At 61.1% G+C, this 20,158-nt stretch carries 14 protein-coding genes; 4 read left to right on the forward strand and 10 right to left on the reverse strand.

Annotated features, from left to right (window positions below; translation table 11 throughout):
• Nucleotides 1-364: 364 nt before the first annotated feature.
• Complete coding sequence (locus tag AB0H88_RS33155) at nt 365-556, forward strand: hypothetical protein (protein WP_357651431.1); 192 nt, start codon at nt 365-367, stop codon at nt 554-556.
• A 124-nt stretch (nt 557-680) separates the two neighbouring features.
• Here AB0H88_RS33155 and AB0H88_RS33160 read toward each other — a convergent pair whose 3' ends face one another.
• The 6 genes from AB0H88_RS33160 to AB0H88_RS33185 form a co-directional block, all read right to left on the reverse strand.
• Nucleotides 681-2,420, reverse strand: a complete 1,740-nt coding sequence (locus AB0H88_RS33160; protein ID WP_357651433.1) for a DUF1998 domain-containing protein — start codon at nt 2,418-2,420, stop codon at nt 681-683.
• Entirely contained in the window at nt 2,417-5,566 is a 3,150-nt protein-coding gene (locus AB0H88_RS33165; protein ID WP_357651435.1) for a helicase-related protein, read from the reverse strand. The genes AB0H88_RS33160 and AB0H88_RS33165 overlap by 4 nt, the downstream gene beginning before the upstream one ends.
• On the reverse strand, nt 5,563-7,383 hold the full coding sequence (locus tag AB0H88_RS33170; protein WP_357651437.1) for a UvrD-helicase domain-containing protein: 1,821 nt from the start codon (nt 7,381-7,383) through the stop codon (nt 5,563-5,565). Before AB0H88_RS33170 ends, AB0H88_RS33165 begins: the two co-directional genes overlap by 4 nt.
• The gene (locus tag AB0H88_RS33175; protein ID WP_357651439.1) at nt 7,376-12,016 is read right to left on the reverse strand and encodes a DEAD/DEAH box helicase family protein; all 4,641 of its coding nucleotides are present in this window, start codon (nt 12,014-12,016) and stop codon (nt 7,376-7,378) included. The genes AB0H88_RS33170 and AB0H88_RS33175 overlap by 8 nt, the downstream gene beginning before the upstream one ends.
• A gap of 327 nt (nt 12,017-12,343) precedes the next feature.
• Nucleotides 12,344-12,973 carry a hypothetical protein gene (locus AB0H88_RS33180; protein WP_357651441.1) on the reverse strand — a complete coding sequence of 210 codons (630 nt, stop codon included), beginning with the start codon at nt 12,971-12,973 and terminating at the stop codon, nt 12,344-12,346.
• Nucleotides 12,974-13,175: 202 nt separating this feature from the next.
• Complete coding sequence (locus tag AB0H88_RS33185) at nt 13,176-14,288, reverse strand: DNA cytosine methyltransferase (RefSeq protein WP_357651443.1); 1,113 nt, start codon at nt 14,286-14,288, stop codon at nt 13,176-13,178.
• Between the two features lie 202 nt (nt 14,289-14,490).
• Here AB0H88_RS33185 and AB0H88_RS33190 point away from each other — a divergent pair, with 202 nt between their 5' ends.
• Nucleotides 14,491-14,913, forward strand: a complete 423-nt coding sequence (locus AB0H88_RS33190; RefSeq protein WP_357651445.1) for a very short patch repair endonuclease — start codon at nt 14,491-14,493, stop codon at nt 14,911-14,913.
• Nucleotides 14,914-14,979: 66 nt separating this feature from the next.
• On the opposite strand, the gene AB0H88_RS33195 is transcribed toward AB0H88_RS33190, so the two are convergent.
• Nucleotides 14,980-16,281, reverse strand: coding sequence for a restriction endonuclease (locus tag AB0H88_RS33195; RefSeq protein ID WP_357651447.1), 1,302 nt, complete (start codon nt 16,279-16,281; stop codon nt 14,980-14,982).
• An 88-nt stretch (nt 16,282-16,369) separates the two neighbouring features.
• Between AB0H88_RS33195 and AB0H88_RS33200 the strand changes: the two genes are divergently transcribed.
• Nucleotides 16,370-16,492, forward strand: a complete 123-nt coding sequence (locus AB0H88_RS33200) for a hypothetical protein (protein WP_357651449.1) — start codon at nt 16,370-16,372, stop codon at nt 16,490-16,492.
• Between the two features lies 1 nt (nt 16,493).
• Nucleotides 16,494-16,715 (forward strand): hypothetical protein, encoded by a 222-nt coding sequence (locus tag AB0H88_RS33205; protein WP_357651451.1) that lies wholly within the window; start codon nt 16,494-16,496, stop codon nt 16,713-16,715.
• Nucleotides 16,716-16,948: 233 nt separating this feature from the next.
• Here AB0H88_RS33205 and AB0H88_RS33210 read toward each other — a convergent pair whose 3' ends face one another.
• Genes AB0H88_RS33210 through AB0H88_RS33220 form a run of 3 tightly spaced genes read right to left on the reverse strand, consistent with a single transcriptional unit; the run spans nt 16,949 to nt 19,834 of the window.
• Nucleotides 16,949-17,536, reverse strand: coding sequence for a hypothetical protein (locus AB0H88_RS33210; RefSeq protein WP_357651453.1), 588 nt, complete (start codon nt 17,534-17,536; stop codon nt 16,949-16,951).
• A gap of 1 nt (nt 17,537) precedes the next feature.
• Entirely contained in the window at nt 17,538-19,604 is a 2,067-nt protein-coding gene (locus AB0H88_RS33215; RefSeq protein ID WP_357651455.1) for a hypothetical protein, read from the reverse strand.
• Complete coding sequence (locus tag AB0H88_RS33220) at nt 19,601-19,834, reverse strand: hypothetical protein (RefSeq protein ID WP_357651457.1); 234 nt, start codon at nt 19,832-19,834, stop codon at nt 19,601-19,603. Before AB0H88_RS33220 ends, AB0H88_RS33215 begins: the two co-directional genes overlap by 4 nt.
• Nucleotides 19,835-20,158: the final 324 nt, after the last annotated feature.

The raw sequence follows: 20,158 nt of genomic DNA on the forward strand, positions 1-20,158 counted from the left end.
GGGCGAAAACGTAGATGACGGACCTGCATGAACTTTTGCCAATCAGCAGGCTATCCGGTCGGGGTCGGGCATGATGTGGGAAACCGAGAATCACGGGAGGCCTATGGCTGCACGCTGCCGTAAGCGACGGCCGTACGTCTATCTAGTGCTGCGAGCAGCGCCGACTTTGCGTCTCGTGAGGATGTGCGAAGACATCTCACGTCTTTAGGGACACGCGGGCCGGTGCTTGTGTTCGCCATGCCCGACAGAGTGCTTGGGTGCATATAGTCCGCTTTAGTTCAATTGCGGCTATTTTATCGATCTCTTGGCGCAGCCTGTGTCCTACTCGGGCGCCAATTTTCGGTATCGTCTCTAGAGAGAGAATATGAGCGGGAAAACTCCCTTATTGATCCTCGTTGCGCTAATGGCTGGAACCATCTGCGGGCTTATCAGCTTTATCGTGGCGATCTCGACCGGCGTAGCAGTAAACGCTGCGCTCAGCGCCGCTGGTGCTGTGTTCGTCGCTACCACAACACTGATTGTCGTGATCATGGATGTGGCTAAAATGTTCGACTAAAGCGTGGCTCTGAGCTCTGACAGGCCTATCGCCCCGGGGCGGAGGGAAAGGCGACCCGCGAGAGCGCGCCCAGGACGCAGGAAGAAGGGCCTCGCCTTCAGGCGAGGCCCCTCTCTATCCGCGGTTATTCCGTGGCGAACAATCCGACTATCGGGTTGTCCGGCGTGCCGATCAAGAGGGCGCGGTCGAGAAGAGTGTTGTACTCTTCGCAACTAGTCTCGGGGAGGAGCATGCAGGCGTGGCAGGCTGCTCGGTTGAGGTTGTCGACGCCGGAGGTCTGAGTCTCGATGCAGAGCGGGTCTGCAGAACACCATGAAACGCGTTCGATGGCTCGTCGGATCGATCCGCTGAGGTCCCCAGACTCGAGCTGGGCGACGATGCCGCCGAGGCTTCCGGCGGAATCGCTTGTCGCGGTGTATATCAACAGGCCAGCCATGGAGTTGGAGACATAGAGGCGTTCACGCAGCGCGGCGGCCGGGTAGCCGGAGTCGAGGCTCCATTCGTTGATGATGGCATGAGCCAGAGTGTGGATGAGGACGAGTCGTGGGGTGATGGTGCGGTCCGGTTCGGTACCCCTGTCCCAGAAGCGCTGGCGATATCCGCGATCTATGGGGGCCACGCGTTCTACTACTTCCGAGCGCGATTCCCACTCGGCAAGTTGATCTTGGTCGAGGCGGAGAAAGGCTCCCTCCCCGATGACCTCTATGGCTGGCAACCAGCCGGGGCGCTCGTCTTCGCGGTATAGCGAGGCCAGTCGCTTCCGGTCGTCTGCGGGGCTCGGAGGCTCGATACGCGTGAACGCCTCCAGAACGCGGACCTCACGAAGACGCTTGACCCGCATCGCCTGGGCGACGGGGAGAGCCGGATCCAGCTCTTGCTTCTCGGCGGGGACGCAGACGAAATCCTGGTCGCGCGACGTCTCCGGTGTAGTGCGGATGAGAGCTTCGTACTCCTCGGCCTTGAGGTCGGCTTCGGAGAGATCTTCCTCGAGTCCGGCCTCAATGCGGCGTCGCAGTTCGACAGCCTCCACGATGTCGTCAACACCGAACGACTTGTCCTTCGCCAGGTCCATGTCTTCCACCGTGTCACGGAGGTGACGGGTTTTGCCGAGAGTTTTCCAGTGCTTCTCGATCAGTTTGTGGATTGCCTCGGACCACGGAGGGATAGAGAGGGCGGAGCGAACCTGGGAAAACCAGACCCCGGAGGCGCCTCGTTGCATTCCACGTGGGACTGCGTCGCACTCTTGGTTCTGGTCACTGCCGAGCCACGGCCGACTGCCGGTGCACTTGGCGATACCTTTCAATGCACCTTTACTAAGGGCACCCTCCAGCGAGACTCGCTTGCCGCACTTACAAGCGATGACGATGTCTCGCAATGCGGCACTGCGGCCCGACGACTCGATGGTCATCTCGTGCCCGGCACCCGTGCCGGGGGAGCCAGCGTGGACCCAGCGAAAGTATGGGAAGTCGTCGATGTGGCCGTTGGTGCAGCACATCACAAACCGGGAGGGGACAAGCTCCCGATCATGAACCTTGCATTTCGCGGTACCCCGGTGGTTGCCCCACTTCCAGTGCTCCTTCAAGGTTCCAGACTCGGAGCAGGAATGGAAGACGGGGAAGCGGACTACCGGTACATCACCCCGCCCTTCGTGTTGAGACGAAGGCGGAAGACGAAACCCGTTGACTCGGAGCTGTTGCTGGAGCCGTGGTTCGTGGAGCACGTTCTCATCGCTGCTAGCGGAATCGGACCAGCGGTCGATGCCGGCGATCATGTAGGAGTTGCTCTCGACGGCGATGAGTGCTCCGACACCGTACGTGGTGATCAGCTGCGCCCGCCGTACTCCGCCGATGGAGTTGCCACTCATCGCAATCCCCTGTCCAGATAGAGCTTGGATTCGACGTCCACGTCTCGCAGGCTCCAGAGAGTCGGCATGGTATCGGTGATCTCGTCGTTGGATTCGTCATAACGGCCCGCATCCATCAACAGGCCGTTACCGGGTTGCTTGAAGTCGTCGTAGACCAGGTCCGGCTCGTTCTCGGCGCGGTCGACCCAATGTTGGATGATCTCGTCGATCTGCTTCTCCGTGGCGATCCGCTCGGCCTCGCCCGCGATCTTCTCAACCCGGTCCAAAACGGTGTCGCAGATGGCTCGCAGACGCTGCTCGAAATCCAAGATCAAGGCCGCGGCGTGCTTGGGACGCGCTTCTGGGATGAGCAGCCGGGCCAGGCCGATCACGACTGCGTGGATGCCGCGGTCGCGGGACCGCGCCGAGAACGGCGTGACGCTCGTTGCCTCCACCTGGCGATACAGCGCCGAATGGTAGGTGGTGAAGTTCTCGTAATGCGAGCGGTCGCGGGACCGTGCGGAGTTGAACAGCGTCACGACCAGGCCTGGCCATGAACGGCCGACCCGACTGGTTGCCTGGATGTACTCGGACGTTGACTGCGGCTGTCCCATGACGACCATTAGTCCGAGGCGATCGACGTCTACGCCTACAGAGATCATGTTGGTCGCCAGGATCACATCGATGGCGTTAGGAAATGATTTCGCCATGTTCTGTAGGTGCACAGGGATCGCGCTGGACGGTTCACGGCTCGTTAGCTCTATATCTCGAAGGATCTCGCGTTCGTCCTGCCGGAACTGTTTGGAAAGTAGGCCCAGTCTGTCGGTCACGTCGTCCTGGACCTGGAGTTTGGCGCCGGCGAGGAGCCGCAGGCTGTTGAAGTAGCCGAGCAGCGTCCAATAGGTGTCACGGACTTTGTCGGGGCCAGGCAAGGCGTTCCCATGATGCAGGAGCGCAGCATACGACCTGACCAGCAGAGTGGTCTGACTGGTGGCCGGTGCCATCAAACCCACATACAGCCGGCTCGCCTTATCTTTCGGTGGGGCCTCCACCGAGAAGTACGAGTCCCGTGCGTCCAATCCGGGTGGCGGGAATTGACTGACCTCACGGTCGAATAGCGCCTTGCCCTGCCGTTCGGCGCGGCGGATCGTTGCTGTTGAGGCCACAACCTTCGGATGCTCGGCCGCAAGGTCTACCGCGGTCTCGTACAGGCCCGCGAGCGTCCCTAAGGGACCTGAAATTAGGTGAAGCTCATCTTGGATGATCAGCTCGGGTGCGGGTTCGTCCGTGGTGCGGTTGAACAGCTTGGCGACCTGGTCCTTCCAGGGAATGCTGGCGAACTTGTCCGCGGTCGCGATGATCAGCGTCGGGCGGGCGGCGTAGATGGTCTCGTCGACCACGTGGACCGGAAGGCCGTCCTCGAACTTACATCCCGCAGTGCCACAGGCGATGGTCAGCCGATCGAGATTGATCACATAATTGCGGTGATTCATCGCCTGGCCGCACCACGGGCAGGTGCGAAGCTGGACGGGGTTTCTCTCCTGCACCTCCTCCTTCTTGGCCAGCTTGCGTAGTGCCGTCTTCGCGTCGTCGAGTTTGTTGGGTGTAGATCCCTGACCGACCCACATGCCGATGGAGATCTCTGCCGTGCCAAGACGGGAGGGATCATCGCGACGGAGCTTCTCCATGCAACACATGAGTAGGGCGGCACGTTCGAACTGCTGCACCGTAAGGAGACGGAGTGTGTATCGCATGAGCACCGTGACACCGCCACCATTGCGAGGGTCGCGGAGCCGGCGAAGGAACGCTGTGAAGGCGATCAGCCCGAGGTACGCCTCGGTCTTGCCGCCGCCTGTAGGGAACCACAGGACATCGGCGATCTTTCTATCGTCCGAGTTCTTGTCGACCACGCCACCGAGTGAGAGCAGGATGAACGCGATCTGGAACGGTCGCCATCCGCCCGTCGCCTCGTCGGGCTCGGGGGCGAGACGCCCTTTCTTCAACCAATCCGTTCTCCCTCGCTGCATGGCCATGGCCCGATTGGCCAGCCGGAATGCATCCATCACCGGGCCTTCGAGCAGGTCGATGCCTGCGTCCATACGACCACAGGCTTCAGCGCACTTCTCCAGGTGATCGAAGGCGATCCGGCGGAGGTCAGGCGCCGTGATCTGTACGGCTTCCGTGTGGCGATCTTGAATCCAGTGTCGGTATCCCGCGGTGAGACCACGAAGAGCCGAGACGACCTCCGAGTCCGACGCCTTGGCCAGATGCAGCATTCCGAGCGCCCGGGTGTCGATCTTCGGGTTGGAGTCCGCGAGTCGGAGGTCGTGTACTGGTACGAACGTCGTCCGGATCCACCGGGCCGCCCGCGTCGAGCTCACGTCGTTGATCTCGTTCGGCGTGTGTTCCCACTCGACGGCGCAGCCGTGCCCAGTGGCGAAGGTGGGAGCGTGCCTGTACAGAAGCCGGTAGGAGTTCAGTTCCTCGTCGCCGTCGGGGGTTCCCGGAGCTGTGCGTTCAACGAAAGGAGAGTCCGCGGTCGGGGACGATACCGTGATGCGCGGTTGGAAGATCGCAGCACTGTCGCGATCGGCTTCGACGGGGATCTTGCAATTATTGATCAGTGCCACGGTGACCGCGGCGATGCCTCGTTCGTTCTTAGGACGTACGCGTGCGAACAACTCCAGGTTTTCCGCGATGTTGATTCGATGCTCGGGGTTGTCGAGCCGGAGAGATTGCGCCTCGATCGTAATCGGCTGACGTCGCCATCGTTCGTCGATCTCATCCACGGACCGCTTGCGCACGCGCTCCCCGGTGCTTTCGGGAATGTAGCGGGCAGCTTCGATCGTCACCATGATGATGTCGGTGACAGTGGCGTCGACAGCGAAGGTCATGCCCATGGAGGAGGGGTATCGGACGTTGGCCATCGTGACAGCGGGATCGGGTGAGGTGTCCAGGTCGGCGTGTCTGCCCTCCACTTCCTCCTCCGTCGAGGCTTCCTCATCGACAGAGTGCTCGCTCTGAGGAAAGAGGATGCCCGCCGCGTACTTGGTGATGGGGCGGTCGTTGATCGTCTCGTCGTTGTCGGGATCGGTCGGTCCCACGAGATCGAGCTCGACCTGTCGGACCAACTCTCGCCGGAACTCATAGTGCTCGGAGAACGTCATTTCCGCTCCTTGGAACCCCAGTTGAATTTTCCCATCCCCACGAGCCGCGGGCGCAGCCAGACGCCAGACCACCCCAAGCCGTGATTCTGCCCTGCAGCCTCGTTCCCCACGACGGTCTCAACGCAGTCAACGTACAGATCTTCGACAGATTCGGGCCAATCGCGACGATCACGACCAGGCATGATCTCTCGAAGCGCTCGAGAGAACGCATCGGAGGTCACCCCGATCCGATGTCCTCGATGCGCTACGAAGTAAGAGGGGGGCTCCGTCGGAACCTCGATCGCTCCTCGGACCATGGACACTGGGTCACCCGGGAGAACCTCGGTTGCGAGATACACCTGCTCCTGGTGAGGGTCACCGAGGAAGCCGACGGTTCCAGGCGGGTCCTCGGCATGCACATCCTGAGGGCGTATCTCCATGCCGAAGCGGGAGTATTTGAACTTGCCGAAGCCGCACTCGGCCCAACGTTCGTTGGAAAACTTCTTCAGACGCTTGTTCGACAGTTTGTCGACCGGCTTGATGTACAGGAGGAGGTCGCGAGGACGAGTCATCGCTACGTAGAGAGTCCGCGCATTCTCGGCTTGTGCCACGATGTCGTCACCGGCCTCACCGGGATCGACGACGATCACCTGGTCGAACTCCAAGCCTTTGACTCGATGAATGGTGGAGACAACGAGTCGGCTGTTCGGTTGACGGGTCAGTTCGTCGGGGACATTTCCCTTGATCAAGTGATCTCGGACGTCGGCGAGGCTCAGACTCTTGCTCCGGCGGTTACCGTCCATGCGCTTGAGCAACGGCCACGTCTCTTGAACTGGTATGCCGTACTCCTCAAGGATGGAGGTGGCGTCAGCCTGAGACAGGTGCGAGTCCGAGCGGCGAAAGAGCTCCGATATCCACGCAGGCACTACTCGCTCTTGAGCCGAGCGTTGTAGTCGATGGGCGACACCGTTCCTGTGTAGTTCGCGTGATATGAGAAGTGCTTGCCCGTTAGTACGGCAGAGCAGCGCGGTCGGCAGCGCCATGTCTGTGATCGTGGGAATAGCGTCGTGGAGCGTCCCCAGAGCCATGCTGCCGAGCAGCTCTGTGCGAAGGTCTCTTTGAATGCTCGCGTAGTCCGCGCTCTCCCGACCCAGCTCCGGACCGAACGCCAGCGCGACCTCTGCTTCGCGCTGGCGCGCGCGGAACTTCTCGTTCAGCTCTTTTTCGATCAAGCTGTCCGCGAACGTTACGCGGACGGATGAGTACAGAGCGGCCGCTCCCCGGATCCGTTCCTTCGGATCGTCGAGTTGGAATCCATAGATCCCCTGCGCTGGGTCTCCCAGCAAGGTGAAACCGCCGCTGACCTTCTCAAGCAGTGCCTTGACCAGGTCAGCACGAACGCCGACCAGATCCTGCATCTCGTCGACTATCAGATGTCGGATGTCGGCGGCGAGGCCTGCGGCGTGCCCATCTTCACGGAGCAGCCGGGTCGCCTCACGGATTCGTTGGTCGTAAGACGTGTGCTGCCAGGACCCGTCCGGTACGACTTCAGAAAGTAATTGTGTGGCGTACGAGTCGAAGGTGCGCACATCGACGTGCTGAGCACCTTCGCCGAAGGCGATCAGTCGATCGCGTACCTCCCTAACTGCGGCCCGGGAGAAGCTGAGGACAAGGACTTCGTCGGCTCCTAGCTCTCCTTCCCCGACGAGGAACCCGAGCCGATGGATCAGCGTGAACGTCTTGCCCGTGCCCGCGCCCGCGGTGACGAGCAGTCGAGCATCGCCCGGCTGCTCGGCGATGTCGAGTTGTTTGTCGATGAGCGATGCGGAGTTATTCACTGTGCTTCCAGAGGTACTCGAACTGGCGGAACGCTAGCTCCTCGCCGTACTGAGCGATGTTGTCCGCCACGTTGACAATGAAGCACTCTTTCTTGCCGCCGTTCTTGGTTCCTCGAAGTCCGCGGCCGATCATCTGCTGATACACGTTAGGGCTGTAGGTAGGACGGGCGACGACGACTGCTCGTGTGGCGGGTGCATCGAAGCCCTGGCTGAGGACACCGTAGTTCGTTAGAACACGGATCTCTTTTTCTCGGAACTGTTCGATGGTGTGACGTCGCACGCCTTCGTCCGTACTGCCTGAGACCGCGGCGGCTTTGATACCTTTGCGGACCAGCAACGCAGCCATGGCCTGGGCGTGATTCACGGACGTCGCGAAAAGCAGGATCTGCCAGTCGCCTGGGAGACTACAGATCTCGTCGAGCAGCATGTTGTTGCGCTCTCGGTCGGAGCCGAGGCGTTCTTCGACACTGGCGGGGAGCCTGCGGAGCTGTTCGAAGTTCTCCCGCTCGCCTGGGTCAAGCTCCAGGGTGGACCCTTTCAGGACCTTGTGTTTGACACGAGCGAGCACTTCGAGGTCCTGCAGTGTCGAATACGGGTCCTCTCCGAGGATCTCGACTCCGTCCTGCCCGTGATCGAGGCGGGTTCGGTAGTAGCGCGCGCTCAGACGATCTGTCTCGTCGACGCTGATCCCGCGGAACGGGGTGGCACTGAGGCCTATCAATGGGCAGCGCGTTCGGTGGGCCGTGAGCCCGAGCCTTTCCAATATCTGGGTATATCGCGGACTGATCGAGGTGTGCGCCTCATCGACGATCACGATTTGAGCCTCACGCAGCCACGCGTACTCGTCGGTGTCAAGGACGTTCTCCAGTTTCGCGTCGGTCGCGACGACCAGATGGAAGCCCTCGGTAACAGGATCAGCCTCGTTGCCTGACCACAGCCGGCTGATGGTGAGCCGTTGAGGTGGCCCGATATTTCTCCACACAAAGTGCCAGCTCTGTACGGCCTGCTCGCTTAGCTCACCGGATTGAGTAATCCACAACACCGGTTGTGACGCCTGCTCTGGAGGAAGGGCGCGAAGCGTGCGCGTCACGGCCTCAACCGCGACCCGCGTCTTCCCTGCGCCTGTGGGAAGGCTGAGCATGCCTCGCTGGTGCTGCGGGTCCTGGCTTTGGAGGACCTCGCACATCCTCTGCACCATCCGCTCTTGGTAGTCATGGAGAGGAGGGAAGTCGACGGGTCCTTCCACGGTGATGACCGGCTCCAGTGACGGGCGTCGAAATCCGGCGTACTCGGCTGGGAAGCCGAGGTCTTCTGTGAACTTCCGAGCTTCGTGACCTCCGGCCATCTGGGATGGCAGGATGAATCCATTCCTCTCCAGCTCGGGGCGGTATTCTCGGAGGACGGCAGCCGTCCCGTATACGGAGATGGCGAGTTCTGCCGTCGTCCGCTCGTCGATCTTGCCCTCCTTGGCCTCGACGGCGTCGATGACGATCTGCGGAATCTTCTCTCTGAGAGTCTTGGCAGACAGCATGGCGAGAAGTTTGTCCGCAGGGACGTTCTCTTTTCGGATTTTGATGATCCGCTCGCTTCGCCGAGCCTCCTTCTGCTGTCGCAGCACCTCCTGGCAGCGTTCCTCGGAGAAGCCGAGATTGAGTAGCCCGTTGAGCTGCCGGACAAGTTCAAGATCGTCATCCCGCTCGCGCCAGTAGACGGTGTCGTCCTGTCGGCCGATGTTGAGAGGTTGAGATATCTGTCCAGCGGGCGTCCGGATCAGCTCGTCGATCTCCTTGCATCGCATCAACGCTAGGTGTTGGGCAGGGCGACCAGCGACGAGCCGTAGGTAGGGAAAGACATCTTCCAACGGGATCGCTCCCCGAAGGGGCGTCACCCGAAGTTCGGTGGCCAAAGCCTCATCGAATGACTTCATTTCCCAGGCATTGACCAGCTTTGCAGCAGTCTCCGAGTCGGGAGCAAGGATCGCGGGGACGTCGTGGAAAAGCAATCGCTTGTACCGCGCTTTATCGTCCGTGACCGCAACATCGCTCGTCGTAGTAACGGTCCATCCACTGCTCCGCTGGCAGCGGACTTCCGGCGGAGCTGACAGGACGGTCTCGGCCAACCCGTAGAAGGCTCCTACATCCGAGGGGTTTTCGCTGCTCTTGATGCTCTCGAAGAGAAATTCCCAGAGTCGCCCGGGAATCTGCTCCAGACTCTCAGGGAGCTTGAGAACGGTGGCGAGTGCGGGATCTATTTCGCTAACAACAGGGAGAACACGTGAGTGCTCTTCGAGCCACAGGCCGACGCAATGATGTATCGGCATGAGACCGTGCGAGGTGGGAAGCATGCCGTGCTTCTTCACCATCCACACCAACGGTGACGGTACATCGATGCGGCGAGCTCGACTTGCCTTGGCGTAAACCTGCCATTGAGAGATCAAGCCGGTCGCAGGGATCGCCATGATAAACCTGGCGCGGGCTTTCTCGCTGAGACGAGGGAGCAGATCGAGAGGTCCTGCGGGATGGGGACCCTCTACGACGATGCTCCGTTCGCTCGGGCGGCCAGCACTGGGAGCGAGATCCTTGTAGTAAGCGTCCACCACATGTTGCCGATAGGCCGCGAACCAGAAGCCCGGAGCGGGGTCGATGGAGACGCGGGGAGCGTCAGTCATTTCTAGCGCACGAAGCATTCCGATGTCGGCACGATGGAAGTCGGTGTCGACGACGATGTCGCGATCGGACACCGAGTCTTCGGGGACGACACGACCCGGTAGGAGGCAATCCCGAAGCGGCAGAAATCGCTGGGCTCGCACACGAACCTTCAAGTGGGCGGAACTAACTCCGCTTTGCTTAAGGTGTTCGACAGCGCGTTCACCGTCTACCTGCCGGGAGAGGAGCCAGAATCTCTCCCAGTCTGCATCTCCGTAGGCCCGGAAGCCGTACTTCACCACAGCGGCGAACCGCCCGAGTGCATCCGCTTCACGGATCCCGAGAACGGTAAGGGCCGAAGAGGTCGCCTCATCGTCCTCAAGGTTTGGATCAACAAATATCAAATCGTCCGTGGGTCGGTCTAGAGAAGTCCGCCGAAAAACGGTATCGGCCAAGGGAGCGACCATAACTCCGGCCTCCGTTCGAAGGACCTTCGCCTGTCGTGCCTGTTCAGCATATGGATGCTGTTGCATCACCATGTCGGCGACGATGGATAGTGCCACCGCCGAGGCAGCTGCAGACTTGTCGCATACGAGGGCCTCGAGCCAAGCACGGACGGTGCTCGGGCCCTTGCCGGCACGCTCCAGGATTATTTCCGCACGTGATCTACGCACAGTCTCTTCGATGGACTCGTGGCACCAGTCAGCAGGGCGTCCGGGGTAGGCTGCCCATTGCGCCAGCCATTTCCTATCGAGCTTTTCCGGATGTAGCTTGATTTTGAATGGTTCCACGAGAGTGCCCGTCTGATCGGGCAAGGACGGACACTTCGCCGCTAGACCGTACACGAGATCGGTTAGCATGCCGTCTGCCCAATTTCGCGACTCTCGTCCACGTGCCGTGATCAGCGTTAGATGGCGGGCAGGGTCCGAAGGTGTCGAGATCTTGGCCAGGGACGCAACGATCAATCCGGCCGCGACCTCCATGAGCTCCTCATTGAACGAGTTGTTCTGGAGGAGATTTTGTCGGTCCTCGTTGGTCTTCCATGGCGCATTAAGCACACCGCGAAGGGTTGTCGCGTATGTAGTGGGAAAGAACGCCCAGAATTCTCCCGTCTCTGAGGTGCTTGATACGGGAACAGCCCAAGCCAGCGGGATCTCACTGCGATCGTGGTATTCGCCCGCGTCTTTCCGAGCCCTCGCCGTTGGGGTGTGTACTGCTTCAAACACCATCCATTCGGATGTGCTCGTGCCACTGTCTTCCTTGGTGGACAGGGTGCGTCGGTTACCCTCACCCACAACGGAGATCTCACGGCTGGTCACATGTTGATGATTTCTGCGGTCTTCGAGAACTACTTTCCCGACATGGGGAGAGAAGATGGCGAATCTTGAAGGAAATGCTTCAAGATCGGCCGCTAGCCGCTCCGAGTGGTCGCCGGTGAGGGGAAGTTTGACCACGGTGGTGGCCCAGGCCATCAGCTCGTCGAGGACGGGATCCCCTTGGCGCTCAAGATCGGGCGCAAGCGGATGGGCGAGGCGAAGAACGGGGGTCGGCCCGTGGTAGTCGACTCTGCTCGTAATGCTGTCGCGGGCCTGTGCTGCGTCCCAACCGAAGGAGCCTGTTCGGCTGAAGAACTGTGGGCGGTTGGAGATGCTGAGGACGGATTTGAACCCCAGGCCGAACCTGCCGATCTCCGTGCCACGCTTACGGGAAAGATGAGATGCGAGGATCGTCTGGGCTCCCTCAGGGGTAACAGCCGTGCCCAGGTTGGCGCAGTAGAGTGTCTCGGCTGTGAGAACGACCTTGATACCGCCGTCGCGCTCCCGCTGAAGCTCGTCGGCGCCGTTCTGAACGAGTTCGTAGAGCTGACGGTGTCCGTATCCGCCCTGGGTAGTGGACCGTTCGATGTTGGCGTGCTCCTCGATGAGGGTCGGGTTTGCCTCATAGGAGCTAAGGCACATCTCCGACTGCCGGAGCACGATCTGTGACACGGGTGCGTCCGGTCCCGCCCATGGCCGTGAGTGGGTCGAGCTGACGGCTGGCGATGGGCGTTCGTCGGTCACTGGTCTGACTCCTCGAACTGGAGCGGGGCTTGTCTAAAGGAAAGTACGGGAAGACTGTGACATTTCGAAGGGTTCTTGGAATGGCTGGTCTCCAACTGTCCTCCGTGCCAAGTTCGTACTCGCATACTCCATCGCAGTTACGACGCCTTTCGTTAGCCAAAGGTTCGCTAGACGAGGCGCTGCCTGCGAACATTCAAATGAATGTTCGCAGACTTGGAAGTATTCAAACCTTTTATCGAGTGCTTGTTAGGCTGCTCAGTCTTCAAGCTTGGCAAGACGGTAGAAGCCTGACGCGAGCTCCGGGTCGTCTTGCGACGACCGGATCAGCCAACCTTCTTCCACCAGCTCGCGGAGTTCCTGGCGCCATGTAGGTACGCCGGCTACGCGCTCAAGATGTTTCGGGCTTGCGGGCCACGGGCTGATGTGTACGAGATACTCGATGAGCCGTTCCTTGGGGGTCGAGCCCTTAATGGAGTCGATGATGGCTTCCCCTTGGGCGGTTGCCTCATCTAGCTTGTCGGTATTCAGGCGATATGTACCCGCGCTTACGATGTCCCATCCGATGGCGCGCAGTTCACGGATGCGCCGTTCCCAGGCTCGAATGGCGGACACACCCTCCAGAGCATGAGGTGGAACAGCCTCGCCTACGTGGCCACGCAGATAGAGCAGGACAGCGCTTCGGGCTCCGCCGAGCAGGGATTCGCGGACGTCGGCGGACGCGTCCCGGGCCTCTGACACAAGCGCGCCGATGCGGGCAGCCGTCTCCAGCCAGTCAACCGCGGTGAGCCCTTCTCGAGGCGTCGCCCGGACTACTTCAAGGGCCTGTTCGAGCGCCTGCTCGAGTCGGTCTAGCTCCTCACGATGCGTACGTGGCGACGTGGTCATACGAGCTCACTGCTCCTTCAGCGGAGTCGCGGTTATGTGTCGAGGCATCGAGCTGTACAGATTGCTCATGTATCCGGCACTGCGTCGGGGGAGGCTCCAACTGTGCAGATGCTCTTGGTGAAGGCGGCACGCCTCGGAGGCCGAAGGACCATACGCGAGGAGATGCTCGAGCACCTGGGAAGCGAGCGCCGGATACCTGAAGTCAGTGGCCTGCGAGGTATGGCCTGATGTGCTTCGCGATCGCCTGAGCAAGTCCGACGGGTACGGCGTTGCCGATCTGTCGTGCGATCTCGATCTTTGTCCCGCACCATTGGAAGTCATAGTCGAAGTCCTGGAGGAGGGCAGCTTCGAGATGGGTGATCGGTCGATTCACGCGGTTTGAAGGGTCGTCCGCATCCCATTGAGGGTGAAGGTACTGCCCCTTCTCTGGCTTGAAGAACTCCGTCCGGATCGTTACGGATGGAGTGTCCCAGCGCATGCGCCCCATCACGTCGGTCGTGCCCGTCTTCTTCTTCCGCCAGCATGGAGACAGAAGCTCGTCAGGGAGATTGAACCGACCACCCCCAGGAGGGATGCAGTCGTAGCGTCGGAGGGACATCTCCGTCGGATTCCGCCTGATGTGGATGTCCAGGCCCTTGAAGCTACCGGGCACTAGGTGGCCAAGAAGTTCTACGTAGCTGTCGGGGAGTTCTGTGGTGTTCGGTTTCTCGGGTAGGCCCTTGATGCGGTGAGCAGTCGTCCGCCATGCCTTAAGGTCGGGATCAAGCCCGGGGTCCTTGGCATGAGTCTGCCGAGGCAGCGGGATCTTGCCGATCCGCGACCCGATGACGATGGTGCGCTTACGCCGCTGAGCGACCCCGTAGTCGGCCGCGTTCAGAACATCGAAGGTGAGTTCGTACTCCTTCAGGAGGCCGTGGTCGGCTTCTTCCTGTAGGAGGAGGAACTCGCTGCTCTTCATGAAACGGTCGACGTTCTCTATGATGAAGATCTTCGGCCGGGCGTGTGTGATGAAGCGGACGTACTCTTTCCACAGCTTGTTGCGCGGATCTTCGATGTCCCTGCTGCCCAAGTTGGAGAAGCCCTGGCAGGGCGGTCCACCGATGATCACATCGGCTTCGGGGATGAGGGCCTCCCCAACCCTCGCAATATCGCCAGCGATCACGTGATCCGGGCCGAAGTTGGCCGCGTACGTGGCTGCTGCGAAGAGGTTCCACTCCACGGCCAGGACGGGACTGAACCCTTCGCGGACGAAGCCCGCTGTCATACCACCGCATCCTGCGAAAAGATCGATCATGCGGATGGCAGGCTTGTCCATCGGTTCCTCTCGGTCGGGACCTCAACGGCGCAACTATAGGTCTCCTCGGCCTCACGGGTATCGAGAGGCGTTTACGAGAGCCAGTGAACACCCATCGGCGACGAAGATCGAGTAGGTCACCGTAATTGTCAGATGACGACTGCGTAACCGTTGGCAGGGTGATCAACGACTGCGGCCGTGGCCGTAGGGTGAAGGAGTGGGGATGAGGCAGGAGTCGTGGGCGTCGAGTGAGGCGACTCGCGCAAGCATGCGCGCTAACCGAGGCCGAGACACGAGGCCTGAACTCGCGGTGCGTCGTGCTGCACACGCACTCGGCCTCAGGTATCGCGTCTCCTACCGGCCACTCAAGCAGGTACGACGAACTGCCGATCTAGTATTCACCCGCGCAAAGGTCGCGGTTTTCGTAGACGGTTGCTTTTGGCACGGCTGTCCGGAGCACCACACCGTTGCGGCAACTAACGCCGAGTTCTGGGCGGAAAAGCATCGTCGAAATCGTGAACGTGACGCGGAAACCGATCATCTGCTGAGAGCAGCAGGTTGGTCGGTCTTGAGGGTGTGGGAGCACGAAAGCCCTGTGGAGGCGGCACAAAAAATCTTGGCGGAGGTCAGATCGCGTCGTGGCTAACCGCGCTGGCTTCTCATGCGGGTCGGTGATGGGGAATGCATTGATGTGCCGGGATAATGTTCCAAATCACTCCAGCAGAATCTCTTCGGGGCGTCGGTTGGTAACCGCCGCCTCCTGGCCGCTGAGTATGTGGTCGATGCAGGCGAGCAGGTCACCACCGTGGTCGTCGCGAGCCATGCTACGGAGTTCGCGAACCAAATCGATGCCGTTGATTAGCACGATCGGGTACTGGTCCTCCACGATCTCCAGTTGCGCTGGCTCCGAGTATGCCCCAGTCGTAACATAGACTCCTATCCAGCCGCGACGCAGCCGGGCTACGACCCGAGCGATCTGCTCCGCAGATACTTGGCTGTCAGGCTTGATGCACTTGGCCTGCCCGAGGACGACAAGGCTCGTGCCAGCAAGGCCGCTGCCCAAATCGAGACGACCGACGAAGTCGGCTCCTCCATCGCCTGACCTGCGCGTTAACCATCCCTCAGCATAACTGTGCCCAGATCCGCGTAATACGCGAGCTGCTATGGCGGCGGCTAATGCCTCGAAGTCGTGTTTATGCCCGTCAAAGCGCCGATAGATCGTCTCGAGATCTGCCGCGTCCAGACTGCCGACGATTGGGCGCTGATCGCGCAGCTTGACGACCCTCGTTCGTGCCACCCGTCGCCGAAGTCTGGGTAACGCAGAGTTGCCCTGTATGACCCATTCGCGCCAAGCATGGGGTGCGAGCTCGAGCGTCTGTGTGGCCGAAACATCCTTGTTGCGTCGGGCGTGGATCCAGTCCCACGTGACTTCGTCGCTCTCGGCTGTGAGATCGATCAGAGCGATGTCGTAGACGTAGTTAACAAACGTTGTGTGTTCATGTCCGCCCCACTGCACAATCCGCTCTGCTCGTTCTACGAGTCCGAGCCCGCAGAACTCGACATGTCCCTTTGGCTTGCCGTTGCGCGATACTGCTCGGAATAGCAGTAGAGGCGTTGCTGTCGCACGTCCTTCCGGTGTGTGCGCCTGATGGCCGCTGAAAGCTTCGAGCAGAGCGGCGTTCCCGGTGGTGGTCCCTGGCGCGGCAGTAATCCCTGCCTTGTGGTCGCCGAAGTAGCGGACGTGCCCGTTGTCCATATCAAACACGTCGTGCCAGGGGGTCTGCTGGGTTCCTGCCTTCCAGGGACTCGACCGGATAAGGATCACAGGCCGCCGAGCCCCATCGACACAAAAGACCTTAGCCATCCCGTTGATGCCCGCCTCCAGCAAGGCGCGCTTGAGCGCGGGAGAGTGAGTCGCGTGATGGAAGTTGGTGTAACCGTCCAGTACTGGGGGTTTCGGGTCCTTGCCGCTGGCATAGCGGAACACTTGTCCCACACGCAGCTTTCCACCCATGTTTCGTCCTTTCCGCGGACTCATCCTTCGGCGATCTTGCCATGGAGACTGTGATGTGGCACCTCACCTGATATCGGAGGTTCAGGCCGTGCTGGATAAGCACGGCTATCGGCTGCTGCCAGGAAGCGACTACATCCACGAACTCGTCATGGCCCGCGTCGACATCGCGCTCAGGAACCTCGTCGAGGTTTTCGAGGGCAGGACCGCGTGACATGACGGAGATCCCTGACTTCCATGGCCCGCACTTCGGGCCTCCGCAGGCCGACCACGTCAAGCTGACCTGGTACGAAGCGACCTATCGGGCGCGGTGGATCCGCGTAGTCTCGCCCTCTTGCGAGTGCAACCGGACGCTGTACGAGCTGTGCGCCGCCGGCGGCCAAGGTTTCGTACGCCGGACAGATCGTACCGAGGGCACCACCCACGAAACCGCGTGAATGCTGGCCGCGGCCGCGAGAGGTCTCTACGAACGGATCCTGCGCGGCGAGGTGCGATGAGACTGGCGCTGCGGACGGTGTCCTGATGCGTGTTCCAGGCACGATCAACGACGTCCTCGACCTGTAAATCAGTACTTCCCGTCTCGGTCCCGGCTGTAATCGGGGCCATCCTCGCGAGTGATGGGCCTGGGGCCGAGATGCCCACCACGCATTGTGAGCTACACAGAAACACGTTACGTCGCCGTGGGGGCGCAGTGATGTATTTTGCCGTAGCGCGTGCGGGCGATACGAAGCAACTCGACTGAGTCCGTCACTATGTTTCGTCCCTTTGCCGCCTCGGAAAAGTCGATGCCTATCCAGGGGCGCTTGTCGCCGCATCGGAACAGCATGAAGGCGACGTGCGGACTTGTTATAGGAAGGTCGCGTGTGTATGCGATCAAGCCCTTCCCGAGGTCGGCTGGTAGCTCGGCTAGCTGATGGCTGCCGAAGTTCTCGCGGGCAAGCTTAAGGGCCTCGTCTCCTCCACGGGTGGACCAGTTGAGGGAGAAGCGGATGTACTCGTTTTTGAGTATGCATCCCCCATGGGTAGTGGGGACGCCGTCTATGCTCTCCTCTAGCGGTATTGTCAGCCCGCTGATTTTGCGTATTGCCTGCTGCGGGAAGATCTTGCACCAGTATGGGCTGGAGTCGGTGATAGGGCTGGTGTCGGCGATTATCTTCGGCGTTGGCTGTGTAGGGCTACCACTTGGGTTAGTGCAGCCGGAACCTAGCGACAGCATGAGCAGCGTGCCTAGGACGGCAGCGGGAACGCGTGTGGGCATGTCAGTAGTTCCGGTCGATGCCTAGATTATCGTGGACGGCTACGCCTGCGCTGTTGTCCATGGCTTCCTGGGCGGTCTGGGTATTGCTTTCGGTCTTGGTGTGAAAGCGTGCCCACTTGATGAATTGGTCGAAGGCGGCGGGGTTGTCGACGATGTCGTCGAGCGGTTTGAGAGCGGGCGGGTGACCGTCTGTGGCGAATAGCTTGCCTTCAAGGTCCTTATGCGCCTGAGCGTTCCATTCACCGTGCGCGATTCTGGTGCCCAGGATCATCTGGCGGACCATCCACATAGTCATCTCGCGGTCGTTGCCGGCCTGCTGCAAGGCCGAGTCCGTAGTCAGGCCGACTCCCAGCAGTCGGTCGGCTAAGGCTGCCGACAGCTTTTCGAACGCCATCGGCGTGAGCTTTTCGTGCGCTTTGTCGCCCCAGAACCCGAACCGCGTGGCGAGTTTTCCCACGGGCCCCGTCAGCTCGCTGAGCATGTCATTGATCAGGCTCTTCATTTCTGCCTTCGCCTGTTCGTCGCCCTTGGCCTGCGCCATAAGGACCAGCCGTCGGGGTTCGAGTAGATGCCCCATGAAGCGCGCCTCCGGGATGAGCACCTCCTCCATGTTCTCCCCGTTGGCCCGCTTGTAGGACTCCTGGACCTTCTCGAGCATCCGCTGGGTCTCTGCTCCCAGCAGCGCCTTTACCGCGCCTTCATGGCGGCCCACGAAAGTGAGCACCCGATCCATCTCGGCCTGGTCGATGTTCTTCAGCGCGCGCTTCTGGTGATCGAAGACACTGAAGATCTCGTCGATGTGTGCGGCCATGACCGACCCCATTGGGCCATCCAGGAAGGACAACCGCTCCAGCTTCTTCTGGTCGGCGATCCTCAGCTTCCCGTCGTCCCCTCGCCCGAAGACACCGTCGAGTTCCTTCTTGAGGATGACGAGCGCGTCGTTGGTGAACTTGAGCGATTCCTTGTCCTTGCCGCTCAACGCCGTCTGCAGAAGCCCGGCGAACGGAGCGTAGTTCTTCGTGTGGTTGAAGCCGTCCAGCCGATCCGTGAGCAGGTACTCCATGATGCTCTTCGTCCAGCCCTGCGGGGTGTGGAAGAGCAGTGCCTGCGCTGCCTCCGGCGTGTGTCTCGCCGCCTGGGACAGATCGTCGATGACGCTGGCCTTTATCGGCTTCCCCGGTTCCCCCATGTACGGCCCGCCGGGCTGCATCGAATCGCTGAGCCCGAGCACGGTGGCCAAGTCCATGGCGTTGGCGTAGGGCGGGCCGGCATCCGACAGCTCCTTTTGATGAACGATCGCGTCCCGGCCCACCACTTCCATGAATCGCTTGGAGAACGGCGGCTTGCCGTCGCTCGCCCGCCAGATCAACGCCTGTGCCTGATCGCCGACGTAAGCCACCTCGTTGGCCCTGTGCTGCGCCCGCCCTTCCTTCACCAACTGGGAGAGGAACGCCTCGCCCATGAAGGCCGGGTCTTTGGGGTCGGTGCCCTTGGCCAGGGCCGTGGCGAGCAGCTTCATGCCCTCCTTGACTTGCTGGGACACCTGGTCGCCCTTGGTAGTTCGCATCATGACGTTGGCGCGCATCTGAAGGGCCAGCGATGCCGGAAGCTCGGTGATGCCCTTGGCCCCTAGTTTGGCCAGGAAGGCCTTGACGAATTCCGGGTCAGAGGCCTTGCCCGCGAACCCTCGCAACTGCGCCAGCGCTGTGGCGTCCCCGCGACCCGCGGCCACTGCGGCATTCGCGGCCAGCGTTCCGTTCAGCAATCCCTGGGCGACCGCCAGCGAATCGGGGACGGGAACCATGGTCCCGGCCGGCGTGTGTGTGCCGAAAGTGACCTTCAGGCGTTCCATCTCCCTGATCAGTTGTTGCCGCCGCCGCAGGTCCGCGACCTCCGCCCCGACCTCCCTGGCCATGTCGCGGATGCGCAGCGCCGGACCGGTGTCCAGCCCCGCGGCCGTGAGCTCGCCGTACAGTGCCGCAGCCAGTCCCTCAAGTTGCTGGGCCGCCGCGCTGTGCCTGGAGACCAGAGTGTCGAACTCGGGTTGCTTGATCCCGGTGAAGCTCACTTCGTACCTGCCAGTTTGTCGCTGGCGTCGGCGACGGCCCGGGCGAGCATCGCGCGTAGCTCCCGCTCGCGGCCGTGTACGGTCTGGCCGAAGCGGCTGCCCGTCGGTCCGACCCATGCGTCGGCATCCATTAGCGCGCAGGAAGGATGAAGGGCCCACCAGTGGTCGTCGGACAGCTTCTGGATGCGTTGTGCCGCTGCCCGCATCGCCTCGCGATCAAGATCAGGCATGCCGATCTCCTCGTACGACTCCCAAGCCCCCTGGTAACGATAGCTTCATCCGGGCCGATTGCCCTGGTATCCAACAAACTCGGAATTTTGCCTGATAATTCGAGCCGAATAGCTCGTCCGTGCGTACATCTTTGAAGCGACGCACCGGATCCGACGCACGTCTACTCTTTCTCGATTGCGTGTACTTCGTGCGCTTTGTTATTCCAGGCTCATCGGAGGCCTGCCGTACGGGCTGATGGAGGGAAGTGGCGTCAGGGCGGGGCGCCTCGAGTCCAGGGCACCAGCAGATCCTGTTCCGCTCTCCGATATCGGGCGCGCCTGGGT

The organism is Nonomuraea sp. NPDC050680 (assembly GCF_040654555.1).
GTDB lineage: Bacteria > Actinomycetota > Actinomycetes > Streptosporangiales > Streptosporangiaceae > Nonomuraea.

Bases quoted from the DNA above. Each gene is read 5' to 3' on its own strand.
- AB0H88_RS33155 (WP_357651431.1), top strand. From the start codon at position 365: ATGAGCGGGAAAACTCCCTTATTGATCCTCGTTGCGCTAATGGCTGGA.
- AB0H88_RS33160 (WP_357651433.1), bottom strand. From the start codon at position 2,420: ATGAGTGGCAACTCCATCGGCGGAGTACGGCGGGCGCAGCTGATCACC.
- AB0H88_RS33165 (WP_357651435.1), bottom strand. From the start codon at position 5,566: ATGACGTTCTCCGAGCACTATGAGTTCCGGCGAGAGTTGGTCCGACAG.
- AB0H88_RS33180 (WP_357651441.1), bottom strand. From the start codon at position 12,973: ATGACCACGTCGCCACGTACGCATCGTGAGGAGCTAGACCGACTCGAG.
- AB0H88_RS33185 (WP_357651443.1), bottom strand. From the start codon at position 14,288: ATGGACAAGCCTGCCATCCGCATGATCGATCTTTTCGCAGGATGCGGT.
- AB0H88_RS33190 (WP_357651445.1), top strand. From the start codon at position 14,491: ATGAGGCAGGAGTCGTGGGCGTCGAGTGAGGCGACTCGCGCAAGCATG.
- AB0H88_RS33195 (WP_357651447.1), bottom strand. From the start codon at position 16,281: ATGGGTGGAAAGCTGCGTGTGGGACAAGTGTTCCGCTATGCCAGCGGC.
- AB0H88_RS33205 (WP_357651451.1), top strand. From the start codon at position 16,494: ATGACGGAGATCCCTGACTTCCATGGCCCGCACTTCGGGCCTCCGCAG.
- AB0H88_RS33210 (WP_357651453.1), bottom strand. From the start codon at position 17,536: ATGCCCACACGCGTTCCCGCTGCCGTCCTAGGCACGCTGCTCATGCTG.
- AB0H88_RS33220 (WP_357651457.1), bottom strand. From the start codon at position 19,834: ATGCCTGATCTTGATCGCGAGGCGATGCGGGCAGCGGCACAACGCATC.